The 21,159-nt window shown below is 34.2% G+C and carries 15 protein-coding genes and 1 tRNA gene; 2 read left to right on the forward strand and 14 right to left on the reverse strand.

The window, feature by feature from the left end; genetic code table 11:
- Window positions 1–70 precede the first annotated feature (70 nt).
- The 13 genes from hisD to AW729_RS06615 form a co-directional block, all read right to left on the reverse strand.
- A complete protein-coding gene (hisD, locus tag AW729_RS06555; protein ID WP_112125249.1) occupies window positions 71–1,291 on the reverse strand; it encodes a histidinol dehydrogenase in 1,221 nt (406 codons plus the stop codon).
- Window positions 1,292–1,505: 214 nt separating this feature from the next.
- Entirely contained in the window at window positions 1,506–3,113 is a 1,608-nt protein-coding gene (gene thsA / locus AW729_RS06560; protein WP_112124355.1) for a thermosome subunit alpha, read from the reverse strand.
- 274 nt (window positions 3,114–3,387) lie between these two features.
- Complete coding sequence (locus tag AW729_RS06565) at window positions 3,388–4,767, reverse strand: 2,3-diphosphoglycerate synthetase (RefSeq protein WP_112124356.1); 1,380 nt, start codon at window positions 4,765–4,767, stop codon at window positions 3,388–3,390.
- Window positions 4,768–5,310: 543 nt separating this feature from the next.
- The gene (locus AW729_RS06570) at window positions 5,311–7,512 is read right to left on the reverse strand and encodes a UvrD-helicase domain-containing protein (protein ID WP_112124357.1); all 2,202 of its coding nucleotides are present in this window, start codon (window positions 7,510–7,512) and stop codon (window positions 5,311–5,313) included.
- Window positions 7,513–7,542: 30 nt separating this feature from the next.
- On the reverse strand, window positions 7,543–9,858 hold the full coding sequence (locus AW729_RS06575; RefSeq protein ID WP_112124358.1) for an FAD-dependent oxidoreductase: 2,316 nt from the start codon (window positions 9,856–9,858) through the stop codon (window positions 7,543–7,545).
- Entirely contained in the window at window positions 9,851–10,828 is a 978-nt protein-coding gene (gene hdrB / locus AW729_RS06580; RefSeq protein WP_394339556.1) for a ferredoxin:CoB-CoM heterodisulfide reductase subunit HdrB, read from the reverse strand. The genes AW729_RS06575 and hdrB overlap by 8 nt, the downstream gene beginning before the upstream one ends.
- A gap of 4 nt (window positions 10,829–10,832) precedes the next feature.
- Complete coding sequence (locus AW729_RS06585) at window positions 10,833–11,438, reverse strand: 4Fe-4S dicluster domain-containing protein (protein WP_236951208.1); 606 nt, start codon at window positions 11,436–11,438, stop codon at window positions 10,833–10,835.
- Window positions 11,439–11,635: 197 nt separating this feature from the next.
- A complete protein-coding gene (cysS, locus tag AW729_RS06590) occupies window positions 11,636–13,012 on the reverse strand; it encodes a cysteine--tRNA ligase (RefSeq protein WP_112124359.1) in 1,377 nt (458 codons plus the stop codon).
- A gap of 131 nt (window positions 13,013–13,143) precedes the next feature.
- Window positions 13,144–13,214, reverse strand: a tRNA-Cys gene (locus AW729_RS06595).
- Between the two features lie 292 nt (window positions 13,215–13,506).
- Window positions 13,507–13,710: a histone family protein gene (locus AW729_RS06600; protein WP_112124360.1), complete on the reverse strand. Its 204-nt coding sequence runs from the start codon at window positions 13,708–13,710 to the stop codon at window positions 13,507–13,509.
- A 207-nt stretch (window positions 13,711–13,917) separates the two neighbouring features.
- On the reverse strand, window positions 13,918–16,362 hold the full coding sequence (locus tag AW729_RS06605; protein WP_112124361.1) for a cation-translocating P-type ATPase: 2,445 nt from the start codon (window positions 16,360–16,362) through the stop codon (window positions 13,918–13,920).
- Between the two features lie 25 nt (window positions 16,363–16,387).
- Window positions 16,388–16,765, reverse strand: a complete 378-nt coding sequence (locus AW729_RS06610; RefSeq protein ID WP_236951209.1) for a metalloregulator ArsR/SmtB family transcription factor — start codon at window positions 16,763–16,765, stop codon at window positions 16,388–16,390.
- A 128-nt stretch (window positions 16,766–16,893) separates the two neighbouring features.
- A complete protein-coding gene (locus AW729_RS06615; RefSeq protein WP_162685827.1) occupies window positions 16,894–17,817 on the reverse strand; it encodes a hypothetical protein in 924 nt (307 codons plus the stop codon).
- A 371-nt stretch (window positions 17,818–18,188) separates the two neighbouring features.
- Here AW729_RS06615 and AW729_RS06620 point away from each other — a divergent pair, with 371 nt between their 5' ends.
- Together AW729_RS06620 and AW729_RS06625 are read left to right on the forward strand one after the other, a co-directional pair.
- The gene (locus AW729_RS06620; protein WP_112124363.1) at window positions 18,189–19,229 is read left to right on the forward strand and encodes a hydroxymethylglutaryl-CoA synthase; all 1,041 of its coding nucleotides are present in this window, start codon (window positions 18,189–18,191) and stop codon (window positions 19,227–19,229) included.
- Between the two features lie 18 nt (window positions 19,230–19,247).
- A complete protein-coding gene (locus tag AW729_RS06625) occupies window positions 19,248–20,405 on the forward strand; it encodes a thiolase domain-containing protein (RefSeq protein WP_112124364.1) in 1,158 nt (385 codons plus the stop codon).
- Between the two features lie 61 nt (window positions 20,406–20,466).
- Here AW729_RS06625 and AW729_RS06630 read toward each other — a convergent pair whose 3' ends face one another.
- A complete protein-coding gene (locus AW729_RS06630; RefSeq protein WP_112124365.1) occupies window positions 20,467–20,970 on the reverse strand; it encodes a hypothetical protein in 504 nt (167 codons plus the stop codon).
- Window positions 20,971–21,159 lie beyond the last annotated feature (189 nt).

Below are 21,159 nucleotides of genomic sequence, written 5' to 3' on the forward strand. Positions count from 1 at the left end.
ATTGTTATATTTAATTAAAAAACAATTAAAAAATAAAAAAAGAATAAGATGGTTAATTCAAGTATACTGATTATATATCCTCTAATCTTTTTTTAACTGAAAATGCATGGGCACATAAACCCTCAGCTTCTGCTAAGTTAATAACCATGTCTTTTATATTCATTAAACCTTCTTTGTTTAATTCCTGTATTGTTGGCTTTTTAATAAATGATTCTGTTGATAGGCCGGAGTACATTCTTGCACCGCCACTTGTTGGTAAAACATGGTTTGTTCCGGATCCATAATCTCCGCCAGCTACTGGGGTAAGATTGCCCAAGAATATTGAACCTGCATTATTTATTGATTCAAGTGTTTTATAATAATCTTTAGTTACAATCACCAGGTGTTCCGGTGCATATGCATTGGTAAATTCAATAGCCTCATCAATATTATCTGCTACAAGTATATGACAATACTTACTTAATGACTCTTCAATAATCTCTTTTCTTTCCTGCATTTTGAGGTAATTTAAAACGTGGTCGACACATTCCTGTGCAATTTTTTTGGATGTTGACACAAGAATAGTAGCGGCATTCGGATCATGTTCTGCCTGTGATAAAATTTCAGTAGCTATGTATTTGGGATTAGCACTTTCATCGATTAATGCCAACATTTCTGAAGGACCTGCCGGAAACTCAATATCCACATCACCATATACCAGCTTTTTAGCGGTAGCCACGAATATATTTCCCGGACCCACAATTTTATCAACGGATGGTATTGATTCTGTTGAATATGCCATGGCAGCTATAGCCTGTGCTCCACCGACCTTATAAATATCGGTCGCACCTGCAATGTATGCTGCAGCCAATATTTCATCACGGATATTGCCTTCCTTATCCGGAGGAGTACAGCAGATAATCTTTTTAACACCCGCAATCTTAGCAGGTATAACTGTCATCAAAATAGATGATGGATATGCTGCACGACCACCCGGGATATAACAGCCGACCTTTTCCAGCGGACGTATAATTTGACCTGCCTTAACTCCATCTTTAACTGTCATTGTCCAATCGGATGGAATTTGAGCCTTGTGAAATGCGGCAATGTTTTCTGAAGCGTCAATTAAGGCCTGTTTTAATTTGGAATCAATATTGTTAATACTGTTTTCTATTTCTTCCTGTGAAACTTTAAACTCCTTAATGTCTGCCTTATCAAATTTCAAGGTGTAATCATGTAATGCCTTATCTTTATTTGTTCTTACATTATTTATGATATCCTGAACAGGTACCAATACATCACTTGAATTCATCTCTATTCTTTTAGTGTATTTTGAAAATTCTTCTTTCTTTAAAGTTTTTACTTCGAGCAAACTAATCCCTCAGATATAATAATATATTATAATTAGATATTTATTGTTTTTCAATAATAAATTTTGCTTTAATTAACGAGATAATTCTAAAAAATATGTTAAAAATAGATAATCAAAGAAGATTAAAATAAATAAGATAAATGAATTATCTTATTTATAGGTAAGGATTTGGAGTTCCAGGCATATCTCCACCGACAGGAGTTTCTGGTTTGGATGCTAGAACTTCATCAATACGGAGTATTTCAAGTGCGATTTCTGTAGCAGAATCCACTATTAATGCTTTGTTAGCTTCTGAATCAAGGATATTTTCCTCTTTCATATCAGAAACTTCTCCTGTGAGTACATTAATACCCATATTTGTTGATTTTTCCTGTGCTGCTAATAAATCAGTTAATACATCAATTGTATCCAATCCTGCATTTTTAGCTAATGCTATTGGTAATTCCTCTAATGCATCAGCATATGCCAGGATAGCTAACTGTCTTTTATCTGTGAATTTGTTAGCATATGATCTTAAAGCTTTTGAAGCTGCAACATCAGATGCTCCACCACCAGGAAGTGCTTTGGAATTTTTTCTAGTAGCGATAACTGCACCGATTGCATCATTTACTGCTTGTTCTAATTCATCAGTAATGTGTTTAGTACTTCCTCTGACGATTATGTTTAATACTCCAGGATTTTTACATTCTTCTACGAAGATGTATTCCCTGTCTTCATAAACTTCACGTTCATATACGTGACCAGCTTCACCTAAGTCATCACTGGTTAATTCACGTATATTGTTTACTATATTTGCACCGGTTGCTTTAGCTAATCTTTCTAAATCCCCAGCTTTAACTCTTTTTGCAGCCATTATTCCGGCTTTTGTTAGATAGTGTTGACCTAGGTCGCTGATTTTTTTATTGTTGAATAAAACATTAGCTCCAGCATCAACAAGAGTTTGAACTTCTTCTTCTAACATTTGAGCTTCTTTATCAAGATAGTATTGATATTCACCAGGAGTAGTTAATTTGATTTTTGCTTCATTCTGTAATTCTCTTGCATCTATAGGATATTGTAATAATGCTATTTTAGCATTTTTGATATCGCGAGGCATTTCAGATTCTAAAACATTTTTATCTACTGTTACTCCTTGTGTAATTTCAGTATCTTCTGTAGCTTCACCGTGGATTTTTCTGATTTTTATCATATCCATGTCAATTTCGCCTTCTTCTTCGATGTCTAGTAATGCATCTACGATTTTGGTTGCCATTGAACGGATATTACCAAATGATCCTTTTCCGGACATTGATGTTTCTGCAACATCAATTAATTCTTCCCTATCAGCGGTTATTGCAATTTCATCCAATACTTCAAGTGTTTTCTTTTTAGCTTCTTCAAAACCTCTTGCTATTAGAATAGGTGCAACACCCTGATCAAATAATTTTTCAGCTTGTTTTAATAATTCTCCAACCAATACTACTGCTGTTGTTGTACCGTCTACATTTTCTTCTTCCTGAACTTTTGCTAAATCTACTATCATTTTAGCTCCTGGGTGATCAGGTTCGGTTTCTTTTAAGACGGTGTAACCATCATTGGTTATTTTAACATCACCAATAGTGTTTATCAACATTTTGTCCATTCCACGTGGACCTAATGTTGTTTTTAATATGTTGGATAATATTTTTGCTGCCATTATATTGTTTCTTGTTGCCTGTGAACCAACGGTTCTTGTTGATCCGTCACCAAGAATTATTAATGGTTGTTGGTTATTCTGTACCATATTAATTATCCTCCAATTTTTAGATTATTTTTTAATTTTCTTGTTTAGACTGATTTGATTTAATATTAAAGAATAATAATCTAAAACCGTGTTTCATAGACTGATATAAATTGATAATTAATAAAAGTTTAATAAATATAATAATTTTTTTAAAATTATTTTTTCCAACTATATTATAATATATCAATAGTATATTATATACTTATGCTTTGAAGGGGTGCAAGAAGTTATATAAATACTTTGTGGTTTAATATAAAAAAAATAAAAAAAAGGTTTAAGAGTTAAAATCCTCCACAGCCTCATGAACCAAATCCATTATAGCTTTATCCAAGTCATAATCATCATTTACAGCTATAGGTATATTGTCACAGTATACAACTTCCAAGTTTTTATCCAATGCATCCTTGGTTGCCACGTCAATGGCTGCTGCCTTGATTTCAGTCAGCATGACATCAACATTGTCGATATTTCTCTCAATATCCTCCTGCAATAGTGGCCTATTGGATAAATGGGATGATATATCCACGACGGTACACTTGAAGTTTTCCTCCAGATAATCCTTAAGCAAGTGCTGCACATTCTCAGGTGCCGTAGTTGCAAACAATACACGTTTACCCTCGATTGATTCAACAGGATATGGGCGGAAGATTGTTGGAATTATCTGAGCATCAGGATTTATTTGATGTATCTGTTTAATCAACATGTCAAGCTTTTCTTTAGGACAAATCTGTTCATCACACATTGTAATGATAATCAAATCTGCCAGTTTAATTCTGAATGGACCAAAATACTCAGTTAATGTTTCAATAGGTTGATTTGCACCAACCAGTACTATCTGTTTATTCGTTTTGATTGGTGGGATTGCAGATCCACTGCCTTCTATTGCAATTAGATTTGTATCGAGTTCATTAGTTTTTTTAGCTCCTTCAATCATGTTCGTAATGTATACCTGACCTGCCATTCCACCGGCACATCTTCTGCAGCCGACTGTCAAAACCCTGCTTAAAAGAGCGTCTTCCCAGTGATCGGAAGCGGCATGTTTTCCAAGATTTGATTGTTCCATCAGATATTGCGGCGTTAACTTTATCTTATCTCCACGGACAACCTCAGGTATTTCAGGTCCTCCCCTTCCCATGGCAACTATACATGGATCGTATTTGTCCTCTTTGTTAATAAGACGAGCTGTATAAGCAGATACAGCGGTTTTTCCTATTCTTTTACCTGTACCGAGTATTTTATATGACGGATTTTCCAGGACATCATATTCTTTTAAGGCCTTGAATTCAAAGTCAGGTCCACGATAGTTGACGCCCTGCTGAAGTACAACTGTTGCAATTTTAAATCTTTTCTCATAATTAACTACCGGCTCATCGGATAAATCCATAACAACATCCACATCATATTCATTAATGAACTTTTCTATCAAGTCATAGGGGATTTTTGAATGATCCTCTCCGAATATGACCTTTTTATTAAAGAATTCTTCTATTTCATCGAGGTTCGTATTTCTTAATTTCTCTGTTCCACCTATAAATAGCAATAACCTTACGTCATATCCCTTACTTTCAACCTTGTCAATGGCCGACTTAGTCACCGGGAAATAATGTTCTCCATCAACTAAACATAGCACCTTATTAGATTTTTCATTACTCATATTTTAACCTTAAATTTTTTTATTGGTTAATTATATCTTTTTTAGTATAATTTAAAAAACTTATCTAAATATGTTGTTTATATCACATGAAGCATCGTGTAAAATCACATTTTCTGGATATATTCAGATAAAGTATGTGAACTTCAACATAATAATAAAATATATATTATTGTTTTTAGATATATTTATATATAATATTTCATGGATAGCTTAATTAGTTAAGTTTAGGATTTATATATTTTTTTAGCATAAAAAGATAAAAAGCTAAAAAGGATTATTACAATAGTATAGGAGGGAAATTACATGGCAAAAGTCAAAGGAACAAACAGAAGAACCAGACCTAAATCTGGATACAAAAAACAAGGAAATAAAAAAGGAAGAGGAGTAAGAGAAAAAAGATACAGAGGATAATCTCTTTAAACTCTTTAACCCTTTTTTATTATTTACCAAAAAACTATTTTTACATTACTGCCTTTTTAAGATTACACTATATAATCACCAATTTATTATCCGCATAAAATATAATGCTTCAAAAACTATTTATTATAGCTGTATTAAATTATCCAGTCCATCCCAATGCCATTTTCCATCACGGGACCATCCGGTAGCCACATTCTGTATTTTAATATTGTCCTGGAAGTCACCCTTATATCCATCTTTCATACTGCTTAAGCCAACGAGAATCAATAGCCTTTTTGCACGCGTATAACTGACGAAGTAACGCCTTATCATGTCATTGAACGCTTCATCCCTGCCGGAAAGCTTGCTTGTGTAGGATAAGTCCATTGTATTGTTGATGTATTTTTCAAGATTATATGCCATTCCACCATCCTTTGGAAATCTTTTAAATGCAGAGCTTGATTGGTTGTTGTATATGTCGGAACCGACATCAACTATAACCACGTCAAATTCGAGTCCCTTGGATTGATGTATGGACATGATATTGACGTTGTCCTCCAGACTAAAATCAAAGAGGTCATCGTCGACTTGTATTGCACCGGTAGCTATTGGAACCAGTATATGCCAGAATATCTGGTCAGTTGTAATATATCCATCAGTGTTTATGGCGGCATTGGTTTGTATAATCGTATCCCTTATTATGTCATGATAAATCATGTTTTCATTGGATTGTTCCGTTAAAAATGATACTTCCTCACTTACCATGTTTAATAACTCAACAAGGTTTATTTTATCATCATTTGTAGTTATTACTTCCGATTGGCTTTCCTCCATATATTCCATTGTATGTTTACGCCATGATCTTAATATTTTCTTGGTGTGGGGAGGGATGTTGTCTAATGATTCTTCTATCAAAGAGTTTGAATCTATATTTACAAGTAATAACCCACAAAACAATGACACTATCTCCGTGGATTCAATGTTTTGTCCTCTTGGATTGAATACAACCAAATTTTCATCCTTATATTGAAGACTTTCACGTATATAAAAGGGTAGTCTTTTTTTGTTGAATGAATTTATTTCCTTCGGTGAATTAGCAAGTAGAGCTAATGAGGGATTTTGACCTAAATTGATTACATATTCATTTCCATTTCTTTGCAGATATATTGTTTTATCCGTTTTGAGTTCATAAATCAGGTTAGACAAGTCAGTTGATAGCTCTTCGATGTTATTTCTAAACATGCCGAATACGGGCAATTTCTCAGAGCTTTCTATATTTACCGTTATCGGTGGCTTATCTGCAGTACGTGATTTTTGATATATGTTATCCAAGGATATGAATTCATTTACAAAATCAATTATATTGGATGTGGACCTATAATTCTTTTGTAGGAAGATGGTTTTCGGTACAATGCTTAATGACTTTTCAATTCTATCTGCATATGAAGTGAATAAATCTATATTTGCACCACGAAATCTATATAAAGCCTGATCATCATCGCCAACTACGGTGATATTTCCTCCGTTACGTGTAGCACGACCTGCCAATTTAAAATAAATCTGCTCCTGTAAGTAATTAGTATCCTGATATTCATCTATTAAAACCACTTCTACATCATTCAATAATTCAGTTTGACTATTAGTTAACAAATCATAGAAGGTTCTTTCCAATAATGAGTAGTCAAGCATGTTTCTATCAGACAACTGACTATAATAATCCGAGATGATTTCATAGATAATGGCTTCTTTAGTAGCATGTTTTTGAAATTCAGTATAATCAATCATGTCATACATCAGTCTTTCCTTAAGATTCTGTATCTGACTGTTTAACTCGGATGTTGAAATTCCACCCTGATGATTTTTCATCATTTTAAAGAACTGCTTTAGTTTTCTGTCATTATTACGCTGATTTGTAAGCAATGTCTGCATCATAATGGCACTGGACGTGAATTTATCAATTACTTCAACATCCATATGCCTTGATACATACTCCTCGGCAATACTATCCAAAGTCCCTATGATAAGATCATTTAAATTAAACTTATAATCCAAATTCAAATAACCTATAATGGATTCTGCCCATTTAACCGTCCTGTTTCTTAATTCGTTGGCGGCCTTGTTGGTAAAGGTAGTGACTACTATTTTTGAGGGTTCAACTTCATCAACAAAGATATATTTCAATACCTTCAAAACTATTACGGTTGTCTTTCCACTTCCGGGTCCGGCAACCAAATACTGACTTTCATCAACGGGTGCCAATATAGCTTCCTTCTGATTCAAGTTATCCTCAATATTTCGATTCAATACATCAACAATCAAATTGCCAAACTCTTTCTTATCAATCATAAAACAACTACCTAAACCATATAAACATTACTATGCTTCATTCAAAAGCCTTAATTCATCGTCGAATTCCTTAAATTGACTAGCCAATCCTCTGAAGTATGGGATAAATACTCCATGAATAAGTAATCTATCAGGATTGATTCCATCTTCTTTTAAATGTCTTTTCATTACCAGAACATTCTCCCTTATCTCATTATGTCTTGCATTATCAGGATATTCACCTAAAAATACTCCATCGGCCCCATGAGTCAATGCATATTTTACATGACGATATTTGACCCTATTGATAAATGGAACGTTTATTATTCTCACACTGGATGGGCATTCCACACGATTTATTCCCATGTTATTGGCTGAAACATTACCTATATCATCCAGGAATGCTATGATTATCTGTTCACCCGGATTCTTATTTTTAAGCATTCCTTTAATGCTAGCCTCCAACTTCTCATCACTTTGACCCAGTATACTTATGGCTTCCTGCGGACATGTTACAATACAATCACCACAGCCCGTACATGCTATTGGACCAACACGGATTGATTGGTTATGCATACTAAGAGCCTGATACCTACAGTTATCAATACATTTACCACATAACACACATTTTTTAACATTAACCGATGCAATAAATGGTTCAACCTCAAGACCACCATTTACAAGCTCCGATATTTTTGTTGAAGCCGTATTTGCCTGAATTATACTTTCAGTAATATCCTTTGGTCCCTGAGCGGTTCCACATACAAATATACCTTCGATATCTGTTGATACCGGCTGCATCTTAGGATGTTTTTCCTTGATAAACTTATCCTCCGTAAGTGGAATGCCAAGTACCTTCGCTGCCTCCATAGTACCCTCTGATGCCTCCAACGCTGCAGATAAAACTACCAAATCCGTGTGAATTTCCTTTTTGGTCTTTGTTAACGTATCTTCAAGGCGTACAACCATGTGATCATCTACCCTGGCAACCTCACCGGGTCTGCCCCTTATATATTTGACACCGTTTTCCTGGACATACTTGTAGTATTTCTCGTATTCACCGGGAGTTCTGATATCCGTATAACATATTATTACCTCAGTATCCGGGTAATGTGAATGAATCAAGTTAGCATTCTTTGTAGCAATCATACAACATACCTTTGAACAGTACTTATGTCCGTCGGGCATTTGATCTCTTGAACCGACACATTGAATCATTACAACCCGTCTTGGAACCTTACCAGTTGATGGAACCACTAGATGACCGTTGGTAGGACCATTTACCCCCATCAGTCTGGCAAGCTGCATCTGACTCAATACATCCTCATAGAATGGGTGTCCATATTCAGGTCTTTTTGCGGTGTCATATCTTTGATGACCTGTTGCCACGACAACCGATCCTACGGTTAATGATATGATTTCATCGATGGCATCTAAGTTAATTGCCTTTGTAGGACAGACATCTATACATTTGCCACATCTTATGCAGGACTCATCATCAAGGGTATATTGACTTGGCACTGCCTGTGGAAATGGTTTATAGATTGCTTTTCTATCAGTTAATCCTTCATTCCATTCATCAGGAGCATAAGTTGGACATACCTCAGTACACTTACCACAGCTGGTACATTTCTCAGGATTGATATAATCCGGTTTTTTACGTAATATTACGTCAAAGTTTCCGGAGTTTCTGGTTGAACTTTCAAGTACTGTATTGGTAAGGAGCGTTATCTTTTCATTACGAACCATTTCATCTATAACCGGATTAAGCAGACATGCCGCACAGTCTTCTGATAACTTACCGGGAGTGAATACTTTTCCCACCTGAATCATAGCCCCACCGACAGCGGGCCTTTTTTCGATTAACGTAACTTCCATACCCTGTTTTGCAAGGGAATTGGCCACTGTTATACCACTTATTCCTGCTCCGACTACAAGAACACTATTTTTGACCTTCGTTGGAATCTTTTTTAATGGCTCATTGTGTTTGACTGATTCGACACTGGAATTAATCAGGGATAATGCCTTGACTGTTGATTCATCCCTGTTTTCTGTTACCCATGAGCATTGCTCACGTATGTTTGGCATTTCAAACAGGTATGGATTTAATGGTTGTATATAATTTTGAAATGTATTTCCATGAGTTATCTTAGAACATGCTGCGATAACCACCTTATCCAATTTTTCACGAAGAATTTGGTCTTTGATGATGTTTTTTCCCTCTAGTGAACATAGGTTTTCATGATGTCTTACTACACATACATCATCCCCCTTTAACAGTTCACTTTCAACATAGTCCAAGTCAACGTTATCGGATATATTTCCGCCACAGTGACATAAGAATACTCCTATTTTCTCATCAGACATGTAATTTATCCCCCTTATCATCATATTCAATGTTTAACTTATCAAGCAGAGGCTCTACGCGTACAGTATGTGTTTGAATACCTAAAACATTGTAAACATCAGCACCCATATATAACGCCAGTAACTGTGCAATGTTCATAACGGCAAAATAATGTTTACTTCCCGTTTTATCTTCCAGTACCTGTTCATATCTGTCAAACTGCAGTTGACAATTCGGACACATTACAAGCAGCACATCCACATTTTCCTTATGCAGGCTTTCAAATTTATCTACTGTCGCATCCAATGACAATTCCCTGTTTGCATATCTTTGTCTGAATCCACCACCACAGTGTCGTGGCTTCTGATCATACCATTTGAGAGCTTTTGTTCCCATCGCTTCACATATCTTGTCTATTATCTCGGGATTTCTATAACCACAGAGCGTATCGTTATAGTGTACCTTGCAGTAGTGACATCCGTGATGAGTCGCTATGGTTATGCCGGACAGGTCCCTTTTTTTATGTTTTGGAATTTCATCCTTCAGGTAGTACAACACGTCAACTACGTGGGTTATGTCATCACGCGGATTGATATCATCCTTGGTATACTGCAAATCATCCAGCCCGTTTTCCCTGAAGGATTTGTTGATTTTCTCTCTTACCTCATCGTTTTCATTCAATAGCTTTGCAGAAGTTTTAAGTATGGCATAACATGTAGCACACATTGGAACGTATTGTTTATGCTTGTTTTTTATAGCCAAACTAAAGTTTCTAGCCGCCAGTGCCGCCGTTGATAATTCATCGAAGATATCATAGTAATGACCCAAACCGGTACAGCATGACTGATTTCTATCTATCACATATTCTATACCCAGCTTATCGAAGACATATTTTGTGGAAGATTCAACTCCAGGGTATTCTGTTGTAACCAGACAACTTCTAAATAAGGTAATGTTACTTGTGGGAATAAACTTATCAATATCTGCCATCTTATCACCTGTTTCTTACATCCTTTATTTCTTGAACTCTTTTTTTAAATCCTATTGCATCCAATGTCTTGTCAATGGATTTTTTTGCCTCGGGCAGTAGATACATGCTATCCAAACCCAACTGTTCTCGGACTTCCTCCAGATTTTCCTGAAGATTTTCCCAGTGCTGACCGTAATCAATTTTTAACTGACCGTGATATTCCCTTGGAATGCTTCCCAATCCTTCCTTAATATAATTATCTGCAAAGCTAATGAAAGATTCTATTTTTTGTTTTCCAACATCTTCATCTATAGCCATCTGTCTTAATATTTGAGTTACCTGACATACACTATTGCCTACCGGACAAACGCTTTGACAGGTATAGCAATAGAAACAATTCCATATGATTTCATCCTGGATTATTGATTCATCACCATCAAGAACTCTTTTAATGATTTCTCTTGCATCATAATCGGAATGTTTGCTGGCAGGACACATGGAGGTACATAATCCACATTGAACACACCTTAACAATCCCAAATCTGATGAAGCTTTAATATCATTTAAAACTCTATGAGCCAAATCATCTCCCTGATTATCACTCATTTCCTGTTTTTTACTGGATTTCAAAACAAACACGTCCCTATTAAATTTAGATTATAACTCTAATTATTATATGTTTTTAATATATATATAACTTGTATTACCTAGTAGATAACTATAGTTATATTTAATCTTATTATTATATTAAGTCTATGGACAAAAGAGTAATTGAAAAATTAAATTAAGACTAAAAATAGAAAAAAAGAAAATTATTGAAGATAAACCTATTTATCTTCCAGTGAAATATCCAATTGTGATAAGTCATCACGTATTTTATCTGCTAAGTCCCAATCTTTTTTGGCACGTAGCTTTTCTCTTACATCAGTCAATATGCTTAATATATCATTTGACAAGTCAGAGCCCACTGAATCTTCAACAAGAATGTCAATTCCCAATATATTTTCAATGGTTTTTAATGTGTCTATTATTTCAAGGGTTGTATCTTTGGATATTATACATGAAGCTATGGACTTATTTAATTTATGAGTATAATCAAATAAGCTGCTTAATGCTATAGGAGTATTAAAGTCATTGTCCATAGCACTGAAGAATTCATCTTTGAAATTATTTAAATCTTCAACAACCGTTTCTTCATTGGAATCCGCTATATCTTCAGAATTATAATAATCAAGCAATAATTTACCGGTGTTTCTTATTCTGTTTAAACTGTTTTCTGCTTGTTTCAATATTTCATCACTAAAGTCGATAGGACTTCTGTAATGTGTTGACAATACAAAGAATCTGTATGTTTCTGGAGAGTAATCTTTTAACAGTTCCTTGATTGTAATGAAGTTACCTAATGATTTACTCATTTTTTCTCCGCGAACATTTAAAAATCCTGTATGCATCCAGTACTCCACTAACGGTTCTTTACCACTTGCAGCTTCCATTTGTGCTATTTCTGCATCATGATGAGGGAATATTAAGTCCAATCCACCGCCATGTATGTTGTATTGTGGTCCGAAGTATGTTTCTGTAATTGCAGTATCTTCAATATGCCATCCAGGTCTTCCTTTACCCCATGGTGAATCCCAGTAAGGTTCTTCATCCTGTTTTTTCCATAATGCAAAATCTTTAGGATCTTTTTTGGTTGAATCAACAGATATTCTTACATTTTGTAAATCATCAAGTTTTCTGTTGGAAAGCTTTGCAAAGCCTTCAAATTTAGATACGTCAAAGTATACTCCAGTTGGTGTATCATATGCATAGCCTTTATCCATTAAAGTCTGTATTTGATTAATTATTGCCTGCATATGTTCGGTTGCCCTTGCATAGAAGTTTACATTTGTAACATTAAGTAGTTGCATGTCCTTCAGGTATTCTTCTTCAAATTTATGAGATAATTCCAGTGGATCCACGTTTCTTTCTTTGGCCCTGTTGATAATCTTATCATCGATGTCGGTTATATTTTGTAGATAAAATACAGAATATCCCTTATGTTTTAAGTATCTTACAATCACATCAAAGGAAATGTAAGTTCTTGCATGACCTATATGAGAGTAGTCATATACTGTTGGTCCACAAACAAATAGTTTAATTACATTATTATCAATGACTAATTCTTCCTTTTCTCTAGACATTGTATTATAAACATTAATCATATAATTTTTACTCCTAATTATTAAAAAATACTGATTACTATTATATTCTTTAAGTTATTTATTATTTGTTAAAACAAAATTACTAATTTTATTAAAATAAATGATATAAATAGTTATTATTATTAAAAATAAGCCAAGAAAGGGATTTGAACCCCTGTGATATGGTCTGCAGCCACACACCTCGCCTCTCGGTCATCTTGGCAATTGAAAAATAGATTTTTACATTGAGTAATATTATATATCTCTTAGAAAATATATATACTTTATGGATTTGAGGTTCAATTAAAAAATAGTTTGATTAAAGAATAGTTAAAAACAGGAAGTTATGTATTTCATATTATATATTAACATATGTTTTTGGGTACATATGATTGACATAATTAATTCAAAGAGAAAAAAAGAATTCAGTGCATAAGTTAATCCATTTTTAAAATTTAATCAGGGAGTTTCATCCAAAAAAATAAAATTTAAAAAAATTAAAATTAAAAACCATTTTAATTTTTACGGGCTAATGCTATATCGGATGCTTTAACTGTTTTTCTACCAGCGTGTTTTGCTAATTTAACAGCATCTGCAGCGATGTCCATACCAATTTCTTCAAGAACATTTGCCAATTCCACTTTAGCATCATCACTTATTCTGGTAGCACCAGCATTTTTTAATAGTCTTCCTACAGTAGCAAGTGGTAACTCAGTCATATTTTCACCTCCATCAATAATATATAATGATTATAATATTATTTAAAGCTATTGTAAAAAATATGCCATTTTTATTGAAAAAATGATGCAACGTTAACGCTTTATCATTGAAAAATAATATGAAAATTAATTAAAAAACGATAACAATTAATAAGAAGATATGAATCAAAAAATTATTGTTGAAAAAATAAGTTAAAAAAAGGGAGTTTAAAAAATAGGATTTTTAACCCGGGCAATTCTAAATGAATTTAAAATTACCGCTAACGTTAATCCCATATCTCCTATACCTACAGACATCATTAAAGTGATTAAACCAAGTATTGCCAGTATTACAAAGAGTACTTTAACAACTATTGAAGTTATGATATTTTGTCGGATAATATCCATAGTCTTGGTACTTAATTTAAACAGATATGGTAATTTGGACAAGTCATCCTGCATCAATGCAATATCGGCTGTTTCAATAGCCACATCAGAACCAACCGCCCCCATTGCTATTCCAACATTTGCCCTTGCAAGTGCCGGTGCATCATTTATACCATCACCCACCATTGCGGTATCACCGAATTTGTTTCGGATGGTATCGAGAATGTTTAACTTATCTTCAGGCATTAAGTCAGAGAATACATATTGCACTCCCACTTTCTGTGCAACTGCATTTGCGGATACCTTATTATCCCCAGTCAACATTATAGTGGTTACTCCATGGTCATTTAAGCTTTTCATAACTCCTGCAGCTTCATCCCTTAACTTATCTACAACAGTTATTAATCCAATTACGCCATCTTTATTTCCCACGAATATTACTGTTTTTCCATTTTCAGAATAACGTTTTACATCAGCATAACTAATATTAGATGTATTTTCCCCAATTAGGGATTCATTTGCGGCGAAATACTCCATATCATCAATTACAGCAGTTATTCCTTTTCCGGGAACATTTTTGAAATTACTGACTTCAATCAGATCAATGCCTGATTCATTGGCCTTGTTTACTATTGCTTTGGCTATCGGATGGCTAGAGTTTGATTCCAAAGATGCTGCAATTCTTAAGACTTCATCCTGGGAATAATTATCGTCCAATACATTTAGATCTGCCATTTCCAATTTACCTTCGGTAAGGGTACCTGTTTTATCAAATATTACTGCTTTGATGTTACGCATCTCTTCGACATGGGTACTACCTTTGATAAGTACACCCTGTCTTGTAGCAGAGGTAATTGAGGACACCATACCTATAGGCGTTGATATAAGGAATGCACACGGACATGATATTACCATGATAGATAATGCCCTATATACCCATTCCACAAGGTTTTGTCCAAACAATGGTGGGATAAATGCCACACAAGCCGTGATTATTATTATCAGTGGAGTATAATATTTGGCTATTTTTTCCACGTATGTTTCAGTATGTGAACGGTTTAACTGTGAACTTTTTACCAATGTCACAATCTTTGAGATTACACTGTTTTTTGAATTTTGACTTACTTCTATTTCCAGATATCCGTCCTCATTTACAGTACCCGAAAATACCTTATCACCGATATTTTTCAGTACAGGAACACTTTCACCTGTAATAGATGCCTGATTTACTGATGAGGAACCTTTTATGACTTTTCCATCCAATGGGATTTTATCCCCCGGTTTAACTATTGCCACTTGTCCAACTTCAACATCATCAACATTGAATGTTTCTACATTATCCCCTACTTTTATTTGGGCAGTTTCTGGAGCTATTTCCACTAGTGATTTGATTGAACGTTTTGCTCTCTGTTCTGCGTAATCCTCCAAGAATTCTGCTATATAGTATAAGAATGTAACGGCCGCACCCTCTTCGGGATGTCCTATTAAAAATGATGATACACATGCAATACACATTAATAATGCGGGACTGATTGTGTGTCTTTTAAACAATGATTTATATGCCATTATCGCTATTTCATAACCTGCTATTACGGCACCTACCATGAATACTATTTCTGCTGCTAATCCGTTGTATACATTGAAGTGTTCAAGGATATGACCTAATACAAATAGGATTCCACTTGATACTATTATTTGAACTGATCTATTTGCCAGAAGTGGTTTTCCTTCTGCTATTACATCTTCTTCCCCTTCATCGTCATCTGTACAATCATCACAACTACATATTTTTATATCCACATCATCATGATTGTGACTTGAGCAGCTTTCATCATGACAACCACAGGAATCCTCTTCATGTGAATGATGATGTCCTTCATGTGAATGATGATGTCCTTCATGTGAATGATGATGTCCATGATGATGCTCCTCATGACACTCGCAGGAATCCTCACCATTATCCCCCTTATGTTCATGAGAATGACATTCACATGATTCATCTTCACATGATTCTTCTTTTTCATCTGTACAATCCGCACAGCTACATATTTTAATGTCTACATCCTTATCATAGTCAATTTCTTGTCTATGATCGAATTGTGAAAAATCTGCGTGTTCCTGATACTCCGTGAGTAATTGTTTATTGTAGTGTTTATGATTTTCACAATGCTTATCTTGACAAGATGGATCCAGACATATGAAATTATAATGATCCGGGTTGAAACATTTTTTCATGTCACACTCGGAATCATAACATTCATTTAAATTATTATTATCTTCTACCATTTTATCACTGATTATACTGTTTATCTTATTCTAAAACATGTTCAATCCCAATTTTAAGAATTTCTACAACATGTCTGTCAGATAATGAATATCTTGCTTGTTTTCCTTCTTTTTTGAATTTTACTAAGTTTTGTCCACGTAATGTTCTTAATTGATGGGATACCGCAGATTGACTCATTGAAAGTGCTTCTGAGATATCACATACACATAAATCCTCTACTGCCAATAATGACATTATTTTCAATCGAGTTGGATTTCCAAAGATTCTGAATGTATCAGATAAGTCAGTATAAACATCTTCCGTAAGCAATGCTTTTTTTGCATTTTTTACTGATTTTTCATGTACTAAATTTATACTGCAAACGTCTTCCCCAACATTGAAAATATCTTTTTGGTTATCCATTTTAATCACTTCGATATATGATAATTTGTTCATATGTACATATAAATGTTATGTATATTTTCCTAAAAAATTAATAAAAAATAAATATGAAAAATATCGTGCAAAAAATAAAAAAAGAAAAAAATAGTTTAATCCACTTCACTGACGTTACCATTACCAGGTATTGTTGGATTGGTTATGTTAGATTCGTTATTGACAGTTGAATCATTTGTAGATGATGAATTATTCGATACCGCATTTGATGATTGTGGATTGCTGTCGGAATTATCCTGAACATTGAATGCGAAATTATCGATAGCCGATATTATTTCATTAACCTCATTAGATACACCATTTGAGAAGAATTCATCAGTAACATACACAATTGAAGGAATATTGCTTTCAAGTATAGGCAGTGATACTGATTCAGTATAGGTAGCTGTCTCCGGCGTATATATACCAACACTTGTCGTATTGGCTATTTGATCGATTAAATTTTTAGAGGTGACTGTATTATCCGAAGCCACAAATACATATGAATTTGAATCATTTGTACTATGGATATCTACACAACAATCATACTTCTTGTTAATGATATCTGGGGTAGCAAATTCTTTAGCTAATAGCTGAGACTTATCATTTACTGACATATTACTTGAAGTATTCACATTGTTATTATTTACTTCATCATTTGAAGCATTGACCATGTATATGTCATATGAATATTTTAATTCATTTTGACTTTCCATACTTGGGATGATGGAATTGTTAGATAAATCCTTTTGATTGACACCTACAACAAATGCAATTTTAGTATCCGAGGAAGTGTTACCATAAGGCCCCATCTTAGTGACGGTACCCCAACTAGTGTTACCTAAAAGGGTAGAGTTTACAGTACTGACATTAGCCGTAGCCGTCTCGTTTTCAACAACATCCTCTGTAGTATTATTTTCAATCTCTGTAGAAGTTCCTCCATTTAGCAGAATAGTTCCTCCAATAACCAGAATCAGTGCAACCAACAAAATGATTAATAATCTCTTAGGATCAGAAGAACCTCCCGAATCGTTATACATTTTATCACCATCAAATATTTCATTATAATGTAACATTAAACATTATCCGAAATAGAAACATCCAGATAAATATTAAATATTATTTTTATTAATTAATAATATATTATTTGGAATATTTAACATATACTATAAATTTGCCATGGTAGAATATTTCAAGACATATATCCTACAAACTAACATATAGAAAAAAATTCGACTAAAAAAATCTGAAAAATAATAGCTAAATATATTAATTTGAATAGACTAAGAATTAAATAATATAGATTGTTTAAAAAAATAATCTTTAAAAAAAATAATTTAATTATTGATAACATGACAATATCTGTAAAAACAGATAAGAAAAATCATTTTTAAAACATAAGGGTGATAAAATGACAGGAATTGTTGGATATGGAGCTCATATTCCTTCTTACAGAATAAAAGTAGAAGAAATAGCTAAAGTTTGGGGAGATGATCCTAAAGCTATTTCAAAAGGATTAGTTATTAATGAAAAATCAGTGCCAGGTCCGGATGAAGATACTGTGACAATTTCAGTAGAAGCCGCGAGACGAGCACTTAAAAGAGCAGAAATTGACCCACAAAAAATTGGAGCAATTTATGTAGGTTCAGAATCACACCCATATGCAGTTAAACCAACAGCTACAATAGTAGCAGATGCAATCAGAGCATCACCTGATTTAACAGCAGCAGATTTAGAATTCGCATGTAAAGCAGGAACTGCAGGTATTCAAGCAGCATACGGTTTAGTAAAATCAGGAACCATAGAATACGGGTTAGCAATAGGAGCAGATACATCACAAGGAGCACCAGGAGATGCACTTGAATATACCGCATCAGCCGGAGGAGCAGCATACATAATCGGAGAAAAAAACACCATAGCAGATATTGAAGAAACATGCAGTTTCACAACAGATACACCTGATTTCTATAGAAGAGAAGGTCAAGCATACCCATCACACGGAGGAAGATTCACTGGAGAACCAGCATACTTCAAACATGTACTCGGTGCAGCACAAAGAATGCTCGATAAAACCGGTACTACAGCTGAAGACTATGATTACGCAGTATTCCACCAGCCAAATGGTAAATTTTACATCAGAGCTGCTAGAAAATTAGGTTTTACTGAAGAACAATACAAACAAGGATTATTAACACCATTTATAGGAAACACATACTCTGGAGCAACACCACTGGGACTATCATCAGTACTTGATATAGCAGAACCAGGAGACAAAATATTCGCAGTATCCTATGGTTCAGGTGCAGGTAGTGATGCATTTACAATCAAAGTAAATAAAAGAATCAAAGAAGTACAATCCAAAGCCAAAACTATCGAAGAACTTCAGAATAACCTTACATATGTGGATTACGCAACCTATGCAAAATTCAAAGGAAAAATTAAAATGGATTAAAATCTAGGAGGAGTAATAATGAGAGACGTTGCAATAGTAGGAGCATTCCAAACAAAATTTGGAGAACTATGGGACAAATCATTTAGAGATTTAGTAGTTGAAGCAGGAGTAGGTGCAATAAATGATGCTAACATGGCCGGAGAAGACATAGATGCAATGTACATCGGAAACATGTCCGGAGGATTATTCGTAGGACAGGAACATATTAGTGCACTGATTGCAGAACATTCAGGATTGGCACCAATACCATCCACAAGAGTTGAAGCTGCATGTGCATCAGGTGGATTAGCTCTAAGACAAGCGATAATGGCAGTAGCTTCAGGATACTATGATCGTGTTATGGCTGCCGGAGTAGAAAAAATGACTGATGTTGTAGACGCTACACCAGCAATTGCAGCAGCTTCAGACCAGGAATGGGAAGCCCAACAAGGAGTAACCTTCCCATCATTATATGCCATGATGGCAAGAAGACACATGTATGAATATGGTACCACACGTGAACAAATAGCAGGATTTGCAGTAGTAGGCCATAAAAATGGGGCATTAAATCCAAAAGCACAATTCCAAAGAGAAATATCTGTAGATGCTGTATTAAACTCTACAAAAGTAGCTTCCCCATTAAACATACTGGATTGTTCACCTGTATCAGATGGTGCATCAGCCGTTATAGTATGTCCGGCAGAAGATGCTAAAAAATACACGGATACTCCAGTATACGTTAAAGCATCAACTCAGGCATCAGATACTATAGCCTTACACAACAGAAAAAGTTTAACAACCCTTGAATCAACAGTACTTGCTTCACGTAAAGCATACGACATTGCAGGAATAACACCAAAAGATGTGCAAGTAGCAGAAGTTCATGACTGTTTTAGTATAAATGGATTGTTAGCTATTGAAGACTTAGGATTCTTTGAAAAAGGAAAAGGTGGACAAGCAATCGAAGATGGAGAAATAGATTTAAATTCAACAGTATCTGTAAACCCATCTGGTGGACTTAAAGCCAGAGGTCATCCTCTTGGAGCAACAGGTATAGCACAAGCAACCGAAGTTACATTACAACTACGTCAAGATGCGGATAAAAGACAAGTATCAGATGCTGAAATCGGTGTAACCCATAATGTAGGTGGTACCGGAGGAACAGTTGCAGTTCATGTATTATCAAGAGATTTATAGTTAATCTTTCTTGTCACCACCCTTAAATCCTTTTTTTCATTTAAAAAAAAATTTTTATAAATTACTCGTGTAATTTAATGAAGTAATCCTTATGTTCATCAAACTTAATGAAATACTTGTCTAATTCCTTATCGTATTCATCAAGTACATGTTGGGGAGCTTCTATTTCCAAATTACATCCGTCAAACAATAGCAACTTAACCTCCAACAATGTGAAAAAATCTGAAAACAATGTGATAGCGAAATTGAGATATTCATCCGAATCAAATATTGGATCAGTGAGTAGTATTTCAATCATTTCCTTTGTTTCGACAAAAATTGGAAATTCATGTGCAATTAATTTATTGGTGTATAAATTTTCAGATATCCTTTCCATGGAATCCAATATTATCTCCATTATATCCATAGTTACAATTGTTGAAAGCCCTTTTGGAGTGTCTTCGGTTATACTCCATAAAGTTGTAGCTGAAACTACTTTTAAAGATTCGAGAAGGCCTATTATTAACTTTTTATACTCTTCCAAATCACCAAAAAATAATTCATTAAAATCTAATATTTTATCCATAAATAATCCCTAAACTAATTAGTATAATATATTTCTATTGAAAATAAGATATAATTTTTACTCTTGAAAAATAATTAATGAATGAAGATTAAAAATAATAAAAAAAAGAAAATAATAATCCCCTTTGAGGGATTTCCTTATTTTTAAATAACTAAAATTTATTGTAAGTAATTTAAAATGTGTAAAAAA

The sequence above is a fragment of the Methanosphaera sp. BMS genome (genome assembly GCF_003268005.1).
Classification (GTDB): Archaea; Methanobacteriota; Methanobacteria; order Methanobacteriales; family Methanobacteriaceae; genus Methanosphaera.

Bases quoted from the DNA above. Each gene is read 5' to 3' on its own strand.
- AW729_RS06565 (WP_112124356.1), bottom strand. From the start codon at position 4,767: ATGAGTAATGAAAAATCTAATAAGGTGCTATGTTTAGTTGATGGAGAA.
- thsA (WP_112124355.1), bottom strand. From the start codon at position 3,113: ATGGTACAGAATAACCAACAACCATTAATAATTCTTGGTGACGGATCA.
- hdrB (WP_394339556.1), bottom strand. From the start codon at position 10,828: ATGGCAGATATTGATAAGTTTATTCCCACAAGTAACATTACCTTATTT.
- AW729_RS06575 (WP_112124358.1), bottom strand. From the start codon at position 9,858: ATGTCTGATGAGAAAATAGGAGTATTCTTATGTCACTGTGGCGGAAAT.
- AW729_RS06620 (WP_112124363.1), top strand. From the start codon at position 18,189: ATGACAGGAATTGTTGGATATGGAGCTCATATTCCTTCTTACAGAATA.
- hisD (WP_112125249.1), bottom strand. From the start codon at position 1,291: ATGAATTCAAGTGATGTATTGGTACCTGTTCAGGATATCATAAATAAT.
- AW729_RS06630 (WP_112124365.1), bottom strand. From the start codon at position 20,970: ATGGATAAAATATTAGATTTTAATGAATTATTTTTTGGTGATTTGGAA.
- AW729_RS06570 (WP_112124357.1), bottom strand. From the start codon at position 7,512: ATGATTGATAAGAAAGAGTTTGGCAATTTGATTGTTGATGTATTGAAT.
- AW729_RS06610 (WP_236951209.1), bottom strand. From the start codon at position 16,765: ATGGATAACCAAAAAGATATTTTCAATGTTGGGGAAGACGTTTGCAGT.
- AW729_RS06600 (WP_112124360.1), bottom strand. From the start codon at position 13,710: ATGACTGAGTTACCACTTGCTACTGTAGGAAGACTATTAAAAAATGCT.
- AW729_RS06605 (WP_112124361.1), bottom strand. From the start codon at position 16,362: ATGGTAGAAGATAATAATAATTTAAATGAATGTTATGATTCCGAGTGT.
- AW729_RS06615 (WP_162685827.1), bottom strand. From the start codon at position 17,817: ATGTATAACGATTCGGGAGGTTCTTCTGATCCTAAGAGATTATTAATC.
- AW729_RS06625 (WP_112124364.1), top strand. From the start codon at position 19,248: ATGAGAGACGTTGCAATAGTAGGAGCATTCCAAACAAAATTTGGAGAA.
- cysS (WP_112124359.1), bottom strand. From the start codon at position 13,012: ATGATTAATGTTTATAATACAATGTCTAGAGAAAAGGAAGAATTAGTC.